General features: G+C 59.1%; 12 protein-coding genes. 8 read left to right on the plus strand and 4 right to left on the minus strand.

The window, feature by feature from the left end; all coding sequences use genetic code 11:
• The first annotated feature begins 13 nt into the window (after window positions 1-13).
• Both ACHQGU_RS01230 and ACHQGU_RS01235 read left to right on the plus strand, forming a co-directional pair.
• On the plus strand, window positions 14-1510 hold the full coding sequence (locus ACHQGU_RS01230) for an ABC transporter substrate-binding protein/permease (protein ID WP_395496352.1): 1497 nt from the start codon (window positions 14-16) through the stop codon (window positions 1508-1510).
• Between the two features lie 226 nt (window positions 1511-1736).
• A complete protein-coding gene (locus ACHQGU_RS01235) occupies window positions 1737-2642 on the plus strand; it encodes a LysR family transcriptional regulator (RefSeq protein ID WP_062140983.1) in 906 nt (301 codons plus the stop codon).
• Window positions 2643-2686: 44 nt separating this feature from the next.
• Here ACHQGU_RS01235 and ACHQGU_RS01240 read toward each other — a convergent pair whose 3' ends face one another.
• The 3 genes from ACHQGU_RS01240 to ACHQGU_RS01250 form a co-directional block, all read right to left on the minus strand.
• Window positions 2687-3652 (minus strand): hypothetical protein, encoded by a 966-nt coding sequence (locus tag ACHQGU_RS01240; RefSeq protein ID WP_395495613.1) that lies wholly within the window; start codon window positions 3650-3652, stop codon window positions 2687-2689.
• 61 nt (window positions 3653-3713) lie between these two features.
• Window positions 3714-4997 carry an AAA family ATPase gene (locus tag ACHQGU_RS01245; protein ID WP_062249557.1) on the minus strand — a complete coding sequence of 428 codons (1284 nt, stop codon included), beginning with the start codon at window positions 4995-4997 and terminating at the stop codon, window positions 3714-3716.
• Complete coding sequence (locus ACHQGU_RS01250; RefSeq protein WP_215753948.1) at window positions 4994-5587, minus strand: hypothetical protein; 594 nt, start codon at window positions 5585-5587, stop codon at window positions 4994-4996. Before ACHQGU_RS01250 ends, ACHQGU_RS01245 begins: the two co-directional genes overlap by 4 nt.
• A 225-nt stretch (window positions 5588-5812) precedes the next feature.
• Here ACHQGU_RS01250 and rimP point away from each other — a divergent pair, with 225 nt between their 5' ends.
• The 5 genes from rimP to rbfA are packed head-to-tail and all read left to right on the plus strand — an operon-like array spanning window position 5813 to window position 11775.
• Window positions 5813-6397, plus strand: coding sequence for a ribosome maturation factor RimP (gene rimP, locus ACHQGU_RS01255; protein WP_062140989.1), 585 nt, complete (start codon window positions 5813-5815; stop codon window positions 6395-6397).
• A 30-nt stretch (window positions 6398-6427) separates the two neighbouring features.
• The gene (nusA, locus tag ACHQGU_RS01260) at window positions 6428-7960 is read left to right on the plus strand and encodes a transcription termination factor NusA (RefSeq protein WP_062140991.1); all 1533 of its coding nucleotides are present in this window, start codon (window positions 6428-6430) and stop codon (window positions 7958-7960) included.
• Window positions 7961-7985: 25 nt separating this feature from the next.
• Complete coding sequence (locus ACHQGU_RS01265; protein ID WP_062140993.1) at window positions 7986-8639, plus strand: RNA-binding protein; 654 nt, start codon at window positions 7986-7988, stop codon at window positions 8637-8639.
• Window positions 8636-11308: a translation initiation factor IF-2 gene (infB, locus tag ACHQGU_RS01270; RefSeq protein ID WP_062271662.1), complete on the plus strand. Its 2673-nt coding sequence runs from the start codon at window positions 8636-8638 to the stop codon at window positions 11306-11308. The genes ACHQGU_RS01265 and infB overlap by 4 nt, the downstream gene beginning before the upstream one ends.
• A complete protein-coding gene (gene rbfA / locus ACHQGU_RS01275) occupies window positions 11305-11775 on the plus strand; it encodes a 30S ribosome-binding factor RbfA (protein WP_062140997.1) in 471 nt (156 codons plus the stop codon). The genes infB and rbfA overlap by 4 nt, the downstream gene beginning before the upstream one ends.
• A 22-nt stretch (window positions 11776-11797) precedes the next feature.
• Here rbfA and ACHQGU_RS01280 read toward each other — a convergent pair whose 3' ends face one another.
• Window positions 11798-12250 carry an Lrp/AsnC family transcriptional regulator gene (locus ACHQGU_RS01280; RefSeq protein WP_061502361.1) on the minus strand — a complete coding sequence of 151 codons (453 nt, stop codon included), beginning with the start codon at window positions 12248-12250 and terminating at the stop codon, window positions 11798-11800.
• A 117-nt stretch (window positions 12251-12367) separates the two neighbouring features.
• Between ACHQGU_RS01280 and alr the strand changes: the two genes are divergently transcribed.
• Window positions 12368-13531 carry an alanine racemase gene (gene alr, locus ACHQGU_RS01285; RefSeq protein WP_395495614.1) on the plus strand — a complete coding sequence of 388 codons (1164 nt, stop codon included), beginning with the start codon at window positions 12368-12370 and terminating at the stop codon, window positions 13529-13531.
• Window positions 13532-13544: the final 13 nt, after the last annotated feature.

Raw genomic sequence — 13544 nt, forward strand, 5'->3', positions numbered from 1 at the left:
GATTGTGTGCGCAATGGTTCTGGTGCTGCTGGCCGGGGCAGGGGGCGTGGCCCCTCAGGCGGCCCATGCGGAACAGCCTTTGCGCTGGGCGGCCGATGCCTCGGCGGACGTGCCCTACACTTTTCATGATCTGAATGATCAGTCCCGCCTGACCGGCTTTGAATATGACCTGATGCAGTCTTTGGGCGAGCATATCCACACGCCCCTGCAATTTGTGCAGAATGACTGGGATGGTCTGATCCCCGGCCTGCAGCGCGGCCTGTATGAGATGGTGATCTGCGGGATTGAGATCACGCCAGAACATGCCGAAGGGATTGATTTCAGCGCGCCGTATTATGTGACGTCTGAGCGGATTGTGGTCCGGCGCAATGGTCCAGCTCTCACCGGACTCGATGCGTTGAATGGCCATGTTGTCGGCACCATCAAGGCCACGCAGGCGGAGCGCATTCTGGCTAATCATCCGCAGGTGCAGGTTCGCACCTATGATGAAGAGACCAATGTTTTTATGGATCTGGTCAACGGTCGCACGGATGCGGTGCTGATCGACGGCCCGATTGCCCAGTATTACGGTGCGACTAATCCGGACCTTGTGGTGGTGGGCGAGCCGATTGGCACGGTCTCCTACGGGATTGCCTTTGCCAAAGGGAAGAATGCCGCGCTGCGGGAGCAGGTGAATACCGCTCTGGAAGCCATGAAGAAAGATGGCAGCCTGCACCGTATTCTGGCGCGCTGGAATTTGTGGACGCCGCAGACAGCGGCCTGGGCTGAAGATGCCTCCACACCAGAAATCGAGCCGACGAGCTGGAATGATTACGTAGCCGCGTTGCACGGCTCTTCCGGCTGGCACGCTAAAGTGGCGCGTTATGCCAGCTTCCTGCCGCTGCTGGCCAAAGGGGCCGTACTCACCCTTCTGGTCTCTCTGTGCGCCATGGTGCTGGCTGTGGGATTGGGGCTGACGCTTGCCTTGCTGCGGCTCTATGGCCCGGCTCCGCTGGCCACGCTCTCCTCGCTCTATGTGGAGATTGTGCGCGGCACGCCGCTGTTGATCCAGATTTTGCTGATTTTTTACGGTCTGCCGCAATGTGGCCTGAACCTGACCCCGTTTGTGGCCGGAGTGCTGGCCCTTGGGCTGAACTACGCAGCGTATGAAGCGGAAAATTATCGGGCCGGGTTGCAGTCCGTCGCGCGCGGGCAGATGGAAGCAGCCCTCGCGCTGAATATGACGCATGTGCAGGCGCTCCGCTACGTAGTCGTGCCGCAGGCCTTCCGGCTGGTGATGCCGGTCATGACGAATGACTTCATTTCCCTGCTGAAGGATTCCTCGCTGGTCAGCGTGATTACCCTTACAGAACTGACGCAGACCTATATCCGCCTTTCCTCGACCTATTTTGACTATTTTGGTACGGGTCTGATGGTTGGCGGGGCGTATCTTCTGCTGGGTCTGCCGTTTGTCCGGCTGGCTCGGATGGCGGAGAAAAAACTCTCTCAACCCCATATCAGGCGGCGTTAAACCCGCCCGCCAATGCGCTTAGGGCATGGCGGGGCCGAGAACTCACTATATTGTCTCTCTCAGGAGCATGCTTCACAAATGACACAAATAACCTGATAGGTTTGGGTTATCATCTGTTTCTGTCTGAGGGTGTAGGACGCGGCGCAAGAACCGGGCTGTCCGGTCCGATTATCCTGAGGGTGGCGGCGGGTTATGGCGGAATTTCTGCAAAAAAGTCCGGGATTGAATGGATCTTCTTTCAGCATTGCACAGCTTTGTCCGCGTGGCGGCCACAGGCTCCTTTTCCGCTGTTTCGCGAGAGACAGGGGTTAGTCAACCGACGATTTCCCGCCATATTGCGTTGCTGGAAGCGCATTACGGCACAACGCTGTTTGCGCGTACCACTCGCAGCCTGATGATGACGGAAGATGGGCGCAGCCTGCTTCCGCATGCGTACGAAGTGCTGGAAATTCTGGAAACGGCAGAAACCGTTCTGGGCCGCCGGAGGGCGTCTGTCTCCGGTCTGGTCCGGTTAGGGATGACAACGGCCTTCGGGCTGTATTTCACCAGCCGTCTGGGTGAGTTGCTGGAACGGCACCCAGATCTTTCCGTCGAGGTTGTGATCCGTGATGGATTTGGCGATCTGGTGGAAGAAGGGCTGGATCTGGCCGTGCGTGTCGGGGACATTGCCGAAGGCTCTCTGATTGCCCGCAAGCTGGGTGTCGTCCGTAAGTGGCTGGTCGCCTCTCCGGCCTGTCTGGCCCGCTGTGGCACGCCGGAACACCCCAGAGATCTCCCGGAATATCCTGCCATTGTCTATAACTATGGCGGCGGCCGACATGACTGGCACCTGTTCCGGGATGAGGAAGAAAGCGTTATCGCACCGTCTACCGTATTCCGTGCCAATAGTAGTGAGGCCGTTCTGTCTGCCGTTCTGGCGGATATCGGGATTGGCCTGCTGCCGGAATTTCAGGTGCGTGAGGGTGTAGAGGAAGGCAAGCTCGTCCGGCTTTTCCCGGACTGGCGCATTCCCAATCTGCCCTTCTATGCCGTGCATACCGGGCCGCGCACATTGCCGCTCCGCACCCGGACAGTTCTGGATTTTCTGGTAGAAGTCTCTTCAGAAGTCCTGCGGGACGATCTGTCTAGCTGACCGGACGTTGTGGGCGGGCCACTGCCGCCCACTGCACCGCCCTTTTAGCTATGAAAGCCGGGGTCTGTGGCAACGGCTGGCGGCAGAGGAACGCTGCTGTCCATCTCGCCTTTGTAGCTCTTGCGCAGGTAAGGCAGCCAGCCTTTCAGCCAGCTATCGGTCCGGCCTACAAAATCAGCCACCACAGGCGCGTCCGCCATCCCACCATGTGACCAGTTCTCCGGGGAGCCCGGCACAGTCGCTTTCGGGCCGGGCAGCGCCGGGCTGATCAGGGTGTGAATGGTCGCAAAATCCACGCCTTTTCCAGATTTGCTTTTTTCAATGCGCGTCCATGCCGCATCCACCAGCACCGGCGGGAGTTGAAAGCCCATCATGCCCAGCCGTTGCAGGGCAGGCGGGATGAAGAGCGGGCTGCTCATCATACCCTGCAGAGCCTGATTGGATGTGAGGAACAGATTGTTGGCCACCTTGATGGGGGACGTCATCCAGCATTCTGTCCGGTTGCCATCCTGCGGCAGGTCTCCCACCGTAAAGTTGAAGGTGTTATGGCACTGGGCTGGCAACTGTTCTGTTTCAGAGGTCGGGAGAGATTGCGTCGTGGCCTGCGCAATGATGAAGCCGGTAACGGCCCCCTGTTCTGAACGCACGAAGATGGAGGTCAGCACCTCTCCGTGGTCAACGTCATCCTGATAGTTCAGGACCGGATGCCATTTGCCCGCAGGGAGCGGGAGCTGCCGCCCGGCAAAGGGAATTACGCCTTCAAACTGCGCATCCATCGGCGGCTGCGAGATCATGCGCCGTCCTTCATCTGCGTTGGGCTGTGCATCCGTGCTTGTGGCCGCGCGGCCCATCATATGGCCGACTTTGGAGGTCAGGGTGCCATAATAAGGCAGCCGGTTGACCAGCCATGGGGCCGGGAACAGCACGGAAAACACCCCGCACACACCGGTGGTAATCAGGGCGGTGCGCCACAGGGGCGCCCGTTGCCAGAGGCGGGTAAAAGCGGACATGCCGGGTTGCTCAGTTCACACAGTTCAAAGGCGGAAGGTAAGGCCAGTCAGGAAGACTGGCTTACGGCGTCAGGCGGGCATGAATGGCGTCACCATTATCAGGCGTACCATCCGCAATCTTGGCGGTAATCGTGCCGTCGTCTTCCCGAACGATGCGCACCATCTCTGCCCCTTGCTGGCGGGCCACAATCAGCGATTCACTGATCATATCTTCAATGGAGCGCACCAGATCACGCGCGGAGGCCGAATCGCCCATGCGGCTCTGGCGGCGCATCACGTCAATCAGCAGGCCAGCATCAATGCCGCCGGTTTCCACTTTCAGGCCGTAGCTTTCAATCATACCTTCGATTTCCAGCGCGGAAACGCGGGCAATATCCAGTCCCTTCAGGGCGCGGAACACAAAAATGCGGTCCAGACGGTTGAGCACTTCCGGTGCAAAGCCTGCCTGACGCAGTGCCTCGACCGACTCGGCGCGCATGCGGTCCGGGTCGTTGTGCAGGCGGTCAGCAATTTCCGTCAGCGCATCGGTGGCGATGTTGGAGGTCAGCACAAAAATGCAGCGTACGGTGGAAATCTGCTGCCCGGTGGAGGCTTCCGTCACATGCCCGTCGTTCCAGGCTGTCAGGAACTTTTTGAACACATCCGGGTGGGCTTTTTCAATTTCGTCCAGCAGTACCACGGCGTCCGGCTTTTCCTTCAGGCCGCCGGTCAGCTTGCCGTAGGTATCAGACCCCACATAGCCTTTGGGGGAGCCAAAAAGCTGGGTGGCGGCGTGGGGGCTGCTCATCTGCGTCATGTCAAAATGCAGCAGAGGGCGTTCAAGCTGGCGGGCCAGCTGTTTGGCCAGATAGGTTTTGCCGGTGCCGGGTGGGCCTGCCAGCAGGAAGATGCCGACCGGTTTGCCGCGCACCTGGAGCGCCAGACGGCGGCGCAGCTGCGTGGCAATATCCTCACACACCTGATCCTGCCCGATAACGCGGGCGCGCAGGTTGGCAGCCAGTTCCTCGGCATCAATTGTTGTTTCCCGCTGTTCCCGCGCCAGCATTTCTTCCAGCGCGTTGCGGTTGGTCAGTCTGGCGAGAACGTCCATCATCCACCCCCGTCGGCGTAAAAGGCCCTTGCGTGCGAGCCGTTCAGCGCGTGTTTCAAATAACAGCCCCCCGATTGTCAGCACTCCACCCAGAGCAGCCAGCACCGGCCATGCAGGCGCGCACCACTCCATGAAGTGGGTCAGGGAGGCCAGCGAGAGGTGCAGGCTGATGGCCATCTGGACACTGGCAAGCACCAGAAAGATGACCATCATCAGCGGCATCAGCCGGTTAAGGGCCGGGAGCAGGCCTTTCATTGCGCAATCACCGTCAGGCCAAGTGTGTCACCCTGATGCATGATGGGCAGGGCCTGCGGGCCAAACATGGTCACCACACCGCTGCCTATCCCGACATTACCGGGGTCAGACGACGGAATGATATCAACATTTCCGGCGACTGTAATGGGAAGAATGAGAACCGTTGGTTTAGGCTGAAGCAGCACGGTCTGGCGTGTGGTTCCACAAATCACGGTCACAGTGCCTCCTGCTCCGGTTGCATCAAAAATCGGCATGGCCACCAGCCGCAATTCCCGCCGTTTGACGGCTGCCAGAATATCGGCCTGTTCTTTTTCAGAAAAGCTGGACATGGCCAGCGCATCAGCTGCCTTGTCCGGCGCAATGAGGGAAAACTGCACGCCGGGGCGCGGCTGCGCAGTCCCGCTATTCTGGTCCGCAGCACCCCCGGAAAGAGGAGCGGTGCTCCCCCCGGTGCTGGAACCAGAATAATGATAACCGGCCCCGGCTACCAGAGCGCAGGTGGCAAGCGCCACCATAAGGAGGCGGAAATGGGAGGGTTTTTCCTCTTTTTCCGTCTGTGCCTTGTATGCGGGGTCAGGCGAATGAGTCATGAAGCAATCAGACATACCCGGGCAGGAAAGTGCAAGTTCTGAGCTCTTAGCAAAGCCCGGAAAAGAACGCATGCCCATTAATTTCTTTTTCACGAATTCGCGGGCCGGGGCGGCTCGACTCTGTTTCCGCCCTTGCAGCCTGGCAGTGTATCCCCTACATGAAGGATCATCCTTTCATTGAATCAGAATTTTGGGGGGTGGCCTTGACGGGCCGCCTTTTTTGCATTGGACGCTGATCTGCCTGCTCATTCCGGTCTTGAAGCCCGGCTTGTCGCCCTTGTGGCGCCAACGCTGGAAGACCTGGGATATGAAATTGTCCGCGTTGCGGTGCTGGGGCGTGAAAGCCCGACCGTGCAGATCATGGCTGACCGTGCCGATGGTTCGCTGATCAGCGTGGAAGACTGTGAACGTATCAGCCATGCAGTAGGCGCTGTGCTGGACGTGGAAGACCCCATTCCGGGGGCGTGGACTCTTGAAGTCTCGTCTGCGGGAATCGACCGGCCGCTGACCCGTGCCAAGGACTGGAACCGGTTTGCCGGGCATCAGGCCAAGGCCGAAGTGCTGGTGCCGATTGATGGCCGCCGCCGGTTTTCCGGTGTTGTGCTTGGGGCGGAAGATGGTATTGCCCGGCTGCGGCTGGATGATGGGACCGAGGCCGCGCTGCCGCTGGAAGAAATCCGGCGGGCAAGACTGGTCCTGACAGATGCCCTGATCGAGGCGAGTGCGCAGATGGCGCGCCCGACTGAGACGGGTGAAGAAGAAAAGAGCAAGGCCGGGGAAGAAGATCCGGCCGGGCGCAAGTTACACTGATCAAGCCGCCTGCTTTGGAGAGCTGAGAGTATGGATACCTCTGTTTCCCGTCCTGAACTGCTGCTGGTTGCAGATGCTGTCTCGCGCGAGAAGGGAATCGAGCGCGAGGAAGTTCTGGAGGCCATGGAGCAGGCCATCCAGAAGGCCGGTCGTGCAAAATACGGGCACGAAAAAGATATTCGCGCGACAATCGACCGCCGCACGGGGGAAGTCCGTCTTTCTCGCTGGACGGAAGTTGTCGACACGGTAGAGAACGAAGAAACTCAGATTCCGCTGGCGATTGCCTGCAAATTCCAGCCGGAAATCAAGGCTGGTGAGTATCTGGTTGATCCGCTGCCGCCGATTGATTTCGGCCGTATTGCCGCCCAGACCGCCAAGCAGGTGATTGTTCAGCGCGTGCGTGAATATGAGCGCAAGCGCCAGTACAATGAGTTCAAGGATCGCGTGGGCGAGATCATCAACGGCACCGTCAAGCGGACCGAGTATGGCAACCTCATGGTTGAAATCGGCTCTGCAGAAGCGCTGCTGCGCCGTGATGAACTGATCCCGCGTGAAACGTTCCGCAACTCGGACCGCGTGCGTGCGTATATCTATGATGTGCGTGACGAACCGCGTGGCCCGCAGATCTTCCTGTCCCGCACGCATCCGGCCTTTCTGGCCAAGCTGTTTGCGCAGGAAGTGCCGGAAATCTACGACGGCATCATCGAAATCAAGGCTGTGGCGCGTGACCCCGGCTCCCGTGCGAAAATGGCCGTGATCTCCCGCGATGCGTCCATCGATCCGGTCGGTGCCTGCGTTGGTATGCGTGGCTCCCGCGTGCAGGCCGTTGTGGCCGAATTGCAGGGTGAAAAAATCGATATCATCCCCTGGAGCCCGCAGGCTGCCACCTTCGTGGTGAACGCTCTTGCTCCGGCTGAAGTCAGCAAGGTGGTGATGGATGAAGAAGCAGGGCGCGTTGAAGTCGTGGTGCCGGATGAGCAGCTTTCGCTGGCCATCGGGCGTCGTGGCCAGAACGTGCGTCTGGCCAGCCAGCTGACGCGCTGGGATATTGATATCCTGACCGAGGCTGAAGAATCCGAGCGTCGTCAGGAAGAATTCCGTCGTCGGACCAATCTGTTTGTGGAAGCGCTGGACGTTGATGACGTCATTGCAGGGCTGCTGGTCACAGAAGGGTTCCACACGATCGAAGAACTGGCCTATGCTGACCCTGACGAGCTGATTGGCATCGAAGGGTTTGACGAGTCGGTCGTCAGTGAGCTGGTTCAGCGCGCTGAAGGCTATCTGGTGCGTCAGGAAGAAAACCTTGATACCAAGCGCCGTGAGCTTGGGGTGACGGACGATATTGCCAATCTTGGGGTCTTCACAAACCAGATGCTTGTGACGTTGGGCGAAAAAGGTGTAAAAACCCTTGACGACCTCGCAGACCTGGCTGGTGACGAGCTTGTCGAGATTCTCGGATCCGATGCCATTGAGGAAGATGCTGCCAATGAAATCATCATGGCGGCACGTGCTCACTGGTTTGATGGAGAAGAGGGTAAGCCTTCCGGTCAGGAAGAGGGCTAAGCAGGTCTTTCGGGCCTGACGAACAATGAGTGGTGATTTGCCCGAAGCGTATGATGATGAGAAAGGTCCCCTGCGGCGTTGCGCGGTAACGCGTGAGCAGGGGCAGCCTGCCCTGATGATACGGTTTGTGGTATCACCCTCTGGTGTGGTGGTGCCGGATCTGGACGCTCGCCTTCCCGGTCGGGGAATATGGTTGAGCGCCCGGCGGGATGTGATAGAACAGGCCCGCAAACGCGGTGTGTTCGCACGGGCTGCGCGGTGTCAGGTTACGGTGCCGGAGGATCTGTCTGCTCAGGTAGAGGCAGGTCTGCACCGGCGGATGGTGGAACTTCTTGGGCTGGCACGGCGTGCCGGGCAGTCCATAAGCGGTTTTATGAAGGTGCGGGAATGGGTCACACAGCGTCGTGCTGCCGTGATTGTTCATGCATCGGATGGAAGCGGAGATGAACTTGGTCGGCTCGTGTCGGGCGCCAGGGACCTCCCCGTGGTTGAGGCGCTTTCGACGGAAGACCTTGCAAAGGTTTTTGGGCGGGAGCGAGTTGTGAATGCGGCGCTGGCGGCCGGGGTTCTGGCCTCGCGTCTGTGTTGTGAGAATAAGCGTTTTTCGGGGGTTGCCGATGGTGGCTCCCGGGTTCGTCGGACCTTTCCGGCGGATGGGTGTGAACAGGCGGGTCAATGAGCGAAGGCAAGGATCAGGATCAGGGTAAGGGGCGTCTGTCCCTTCGACCGGCAGGGCGTTCGGAAGTCGGACGGACGGTTGATGCCGGGTCCGTGCGGCAGAGTTTCAGCCATGGGCGCTCGAAGGTTGTACAGGTTGAGGTGCGCAAAAAGCGTGGCCCCGGTACTCCTGGTAGCGCTGGTGGACGAGGTGCCGGTGGACGGGCCGGGGGTGGTCGTACCCTGACGGCTGCTGAACTGGCCATGCGCCAGCGTGTGCTGGCGGAACAGACAAAAGCAGCCGCTGAGGCTGAACGGCGCGAAGCCGAACGGCGCGAACAGGAAAAGATTCAGATCCTGTCCGCTGCTGAAGAAGCGCGTCGTCGGGAAGAAGACGAAAAGCGCGCTGCAGAAGAGCAGGCCGCAGCTGAAGCTGAGGCAGAAGATGCCGAGCGTAAGGCTCGCATCGACTCCATCAAGCAGATTGAGCCGAAAGGCCCCGTTGTGTCGGCTGTGCCGATCCCGGGTGAAGTTACACTGGCTCCGCCGGTCAGCCGCCTGAAGCCTCTGGCTGAACGCGCCATTATGCCGGCGCGTCCGCTCAAACCGGCAACGCCGCGTCCGCAGCCTGCTGCTGGCGCCGGTGCGGAAGCCCCGGCTGCACAGACCCTGCGTCTGCGTGGTCGTGGTACAGAGGGTGAGGACGAACCCCGTCGTGCTCCCTCCCGTCGTCCGGGTGGTGGGGCTCCGCCAAACCGCAAGAGTGCTGGTCCTCGCAAGGGTGATTCCGGGCGTCGTGCAGGCCGTATTGACGTGCAGGCCGCGATCGAAGGTGATGATGATAAGACGCGTTCACTCGCATCTGTTCGTCGCCAGCGTGAGCGTGAACGCCGTCAGGCTGAACTCGAACGTCTGCGTGCCGATCAGGTCCGCGTGGTGCGTGATGTTATTCTGCCGGAAACCATTACCGTGCAGGAACTCGCCAACCGTATGGCCGCCCGTCAGGGTGAAGTCATCAAGGCACTGATGAAAAACGGCGTTATGGCGACTGTCACGCAGAGCATTGATGCCGATACGGCTGAACTGATCGTTGAAGAATTCGGCCACCGTGTGCGCCGTGTTTCCGAAAGCGACGTTGAGCTGGGCATTGAAGGTGTTGAGGATCAGCCCGAAGAGCTGAAATCTCGTCCGCCTGTTGTGACCGTGATGGGCCATGTTGACCATGGTAAGACCTCCCTGCTTGATGCTCTGCGCACCACGGATGTGGCCGCAGGGGAAGCCGGTGGTATTACCCAGCATATCGGTGCCTATCAGGTTACTCTGAAGTCCGGCGCGAAAATCACGTTCCTGGATACACCTGGACATGAGGCGTTTACCGCCATGCGTGCCCGCGGTGCATCTATTACAGACGTGGTGGTGCTGGTGGTTGCAGCGGATGACGGCGTAATGCCGCAGACGATTGAAGCCATCAAACACGCCAAGGCTGCGAATGCGCCGATTATTGTGGCCATCAACAAGATCGATAAGCCGGGTGCAAACCCGGACCGGGTGCGGCAGGAACTGCTGAACCACGAGATTGTTGTGGAATCCATGAGCGGTGACGTTCAGGACGTTGAAGTGTCTGCCACCAAGCGTCTGGGTCTGGACCAACTGGAAGAAGCCATTCTTCTGCAGGCCGAGATTCTGGACCTGAAGGCAAACCCGGATCGTTCTGCTGAAGGTGCGGTGATTGAAAGCCGTCTGGACCGTGGCCGTGGCTCCGTGGCCTCTGTGCTGGTGCAAAAAGGCACCCTGCATAAGGGCGATATTGTTGTGGCGGGTTCCGAATGGGGCCGTGTGCGTGCGCTGATTGATGACCGCGGTCGTCAGGTAGCGGATGCAACACCTTCCATGCCGGTGGAAATTCTGGGCCTGACTGGCGTGCCGTCTGCCGGTGCACCGTTTGTGGTCGTGGAAAATGAAAACCGCGCTCGTGAGATCTGTGAATTCCGTCAGCGTAAGCTGAAGGAGCATCAGGTTGCTGGTCAGGTTGCTGCGCGCGGCACGCTGGACCAGATGCTGGCCCGTATTCAGGCTGGTGAGCAGAAAGAAGTTGCGGTTCTTATCAAGGCCGACGTGCAGGGCTCTGCTGAAGCAATTCAGACAACAGTCCTCAAGCTGGCGCATGAAGAAGTTGCTGTGCGGGTGCTCAACGCAACGGTGGGGCAGATCACGGAAAGTGATGTGCAGTTCGCCAAGGCGTCTGATGCCATCATCATTGCCTTCAACGTGCGTGCCACGGCGCAGGCCCGCACACTCGCCCAGCGCGAGGGTGTGGAAATTCGCTACTACTCCATCATCTATCAGGTGGCGGATGACGTGGAACAGCTGGTGCGCGGCAAGATTGCGCCCAAGCATCGCGAAAAGTTCCTGGGTTATGCCGAGATCCGCAAGGTTTTCGAAATTACCAAGGTCGGCAAAGTGGCCGGTTGCTACATTACAGAAGGCGTGGTCAAGCGCGGCTGTGGTGTGCGTCTGCTGCGTGATGGCGTGGTGATCCATGAAGGTGATCTGAGCCAGCTGAAGCGCTTCAAGGACGATGTGAAGGAAGTGGCCAAAGGCTACGAGTGCGGTCTGTCTTTCGCGGGTTACAATGACCTGCGCGAAGGTGACGTGGTCGAGTGCTTTGAAAGCGAACTGGTGCCTGCATGAGCCGTCGAAACGGATCAGGCAAGGCAGGGATTGGAGGGCCGGCGGGGTATCTCGCCGGTCTTTCTCCTTTAGGGCCGTCTCAGCGCCAGTTGCGCGTGGGCGAAGAAGTACGGCGTGTGCTGGCGGAACTGTTCGCCCGCACCACCTTCCGGGACCCGGATCTGGCAGATGCCACGGTGACGGTGACGGAAGTCCGGCTTTCTCCTGACTTTAAACACGCCACTGTCTTTGTGGCCCGTCTGGGTCGCAGTGATATTGACGCGTTGCTGCCTGCGCTCAAGCGGGTTGCACCCTGGCTGCGTACACAGATGTCGCACAAGCTGCGTCTGCGTGCTGCACCAGAACTGCACTTCCAGCCGGACACCACGCTGGATGTCGCCATGCATATGGATTCTCTGCTGAAATCCCCGGATGTTCAGCGCGATCTGACGGCTAAAGATCAGGCCGACGAAGAACCGGAAGACTAAGACTTCCGGGGCTTCTGACTGTTCAGCTCTTCCAGGGCTGAACAACGGGGCGGATTGCAAAATTGCTTTGAATCCGCACCACACCCGGCATCCGGGATAATTCTTCTTTATGAATACGCTCATAGTCTGACATATCGCGCGCTTCTACGCGCAGCAGGTAGTCAGCATCGCCTGTCATCAGGTAGCATTCCTTCACGTCCGGGCATTCCCGCGCGCGGCTTTCAAAGCGGCGTAGGCAGTCGTCTGTCTGGCGTTCCAGCGTGATCTGCACAATGACGGTGGACATGCTGTGGACCGCGTTTTTATCAATAATGGCGCGATAACCCTGAATAACCCCTTCCTGTTCCAGAATTTTTACCCGACGCAGACAAGCGGACGGGGAGAGGCCAACTTTCTGGGCCAGCTCGGCATTACTCATGCGCCCGTCATGCTGAAGGTGGCGCAGAATCGAGTCTGTCAGGCGGTCGAAGATCATAAGGCGATATCCTGCTTTTTTACGCATTTTATAGAGAATTATGCTGCATATGTCGCATTTTATGCGACTGATCGACAGGATATGCCATCGGCTTTTTGTTAAGGTTTTGGGATCGAAATGTCCTGGGTGGTTGCTGTGGCGTCTTCCTGTGTTTCTGTTTCTCCCAACTGGCCGGCTCATCGGGCCGGCGCTGTTCTGACGATTGATCTCGCGGCCATTGCAGCAAACTATCGTCTGCTGGATGCCAGAACGCCCGGCGCGCTCTGTGCGGCCGTGGTGAAGTCTGATGCGTATGGGCTGGGTGCCGCACAGGTCGCCCCCGTGCTGGAGCAGGCCGGGGCGCGGCACTTCTTTGTGGCGCATGTGGATGAAGGTCTTGCTCTGCGTCAATGGGTCTCACCCACAGCACAGATTACGGTTCTGCATGGGGCACGTCCTGAGGCTGCGGAAGACTGTGTGCAGTCTGGTTTGCGCCCGGTTCTGAATTCTCTGGAACAGGTGAGCCAGTTGCAGGCGCTGGCGGACAAGCTTGGTCGCCCGCTTGATGCAGCTTTGCAGCTGGATACCGGTATGTCCCGCTTTGGGCTTTCCGGGGCGGATGTTCGCATGCTGGCGCGTGAGCCCGAGCGGTTGCGAGGCATTTCGCTCAGCCTGATTATGAGCCATCTGGCCTGTGCAGATACGCCTGAGAACCCGGCCAATGCGGAACAGCTTCAGACCTTGCAGACCTATGCCGCTCTGTTGCCAAAAGCGCCGCTCAGTCTCGCTGCCTCCTCAGGTATTTTTCTGGGGCAGGCGTTTCACCAGAGCCTCGTCCGTCCCGGTGCGGCTTTGTATGGCATTGCGCCCAACACATCTGGCCCCAATCCGCTGGCGCCTGTTGTGAAACTTCAGGCGCATATCCTGCAAATTCGTCAGCTCTCTAAAGGAGACCGGGTGGGATACGGGCTGACATGGCAGGCGGATGGCCCGCGGCGGGTCGCAACCATTGCCACAGGCTACGCGGATGGCTTTGCGCGGCAAGGGGCTGGCAAGGGCTGTGCGTGGTTTGGCGGCCAGCGTTTGCCCATTCTCGGTCGTATTTCAATGGATTCCATGACCGTGGACATTTCCCATATTCCGGAAGGGCAGATTACCGCAGATGATACGGTGGATCTGCTGAATGCCTCTTACGGGGTGGATGCCGTGGCTGAGGCGGAAGGCACCATAGGGTATGAAGTGCTGACCTCACTCGGGCGACGCTATCATCGCGTTTACGAAAAGACCGAACAGAACATCTGAATTTTCAAAAAAT

Source organism: Acetobacter sp. KSO5 (assembly GCF_044094635.1).
GTDB lineage: Bacteria > Pseudomonadota > Alphaproteobacteria > Acetobacterales > Acetobacteraceae > Acetobacter > Acetobacter cerevisiae.

Bases quoted from the DNA above. Each gene is read 5' to 3' on its own strand.
- ACHQGU_RS01280 (WP_061502361.1), bottom strand. From the start codon at position 12,250: ATGATCTTCGACCGCCTGACAGACTCGATTCTGCGCCACCTTCAGCAT.
- ACHQGU_RS01250 (WP_215753948.1), bottom strand. From the start codon at position 5,587: ATGACTCATTCGCCTGACCCCGCATACAAGGCACAGACGGAAAAAGAG.
- infB (WP_062271662.1), top strand. From the start codon at position 8,636: ATGAGCGAAGGCAAGGATCAGGATCAGGGTAAGGGGCGTCTGTCCCTT.
- ACHQGU_RS01235 (WP_062140983.1), top strand. From the start codon at position 1,737: ATGGATCTTCTTTCAGCATTGCACAGCTTTGTCCGCGTGGCGGCCACA.
- ACHQGU_RS01240 (WP_395495613.1), bottom strand. From the start codon at position 3,652: ATGTCCGCTTTTACCCGCCTCTGGCAACGGGCGCCCCTGTGGCGCACC.
- rbfA (WP_062140997.1), top strand. From the start codon at position 11,305: ATGAGCCGTCGAAACGGATCAGGCAAGGCAGGGATTGGAGGGCCGGCG.
- ACHQGU_RS01245 (WP_062249557.1), bottom strand. From the start codon at position 4,997: ATGAAAGGCCTGCTCCCGGCCCTTAACCGGCTGATGCCGCTGATGATG.
- ACHQGU_RS01230 (WP_395496352.1), top strand. From the start codon at position 14: ATGGTTCTGGTGCTGCTGGCCGGGGCAGGGGGCGTGGCCCCTCAGGCG.
- alr (WP_395495614.1), top strand. From the start codon at position 12,368: ATGTCCTGGGTGGTTGCTGTGGCGTCTTCCTGTGTTTCTGTTTCTCCC.
- nusA (WP_062140991.1), top strand. From the start codon at position 6,428: ATGGATACCTCTGTTTCCCGTCCTGAACTGCTGCTGGTTGCAGATGCT.
- ACHQGU_RS01265 (WP_062140993.1), top strand. From the start codon at position 7,986: ATGAGTGGTGATTTGCCCGAAGCGTATGATGATGAGAAAGGTCCCCTG.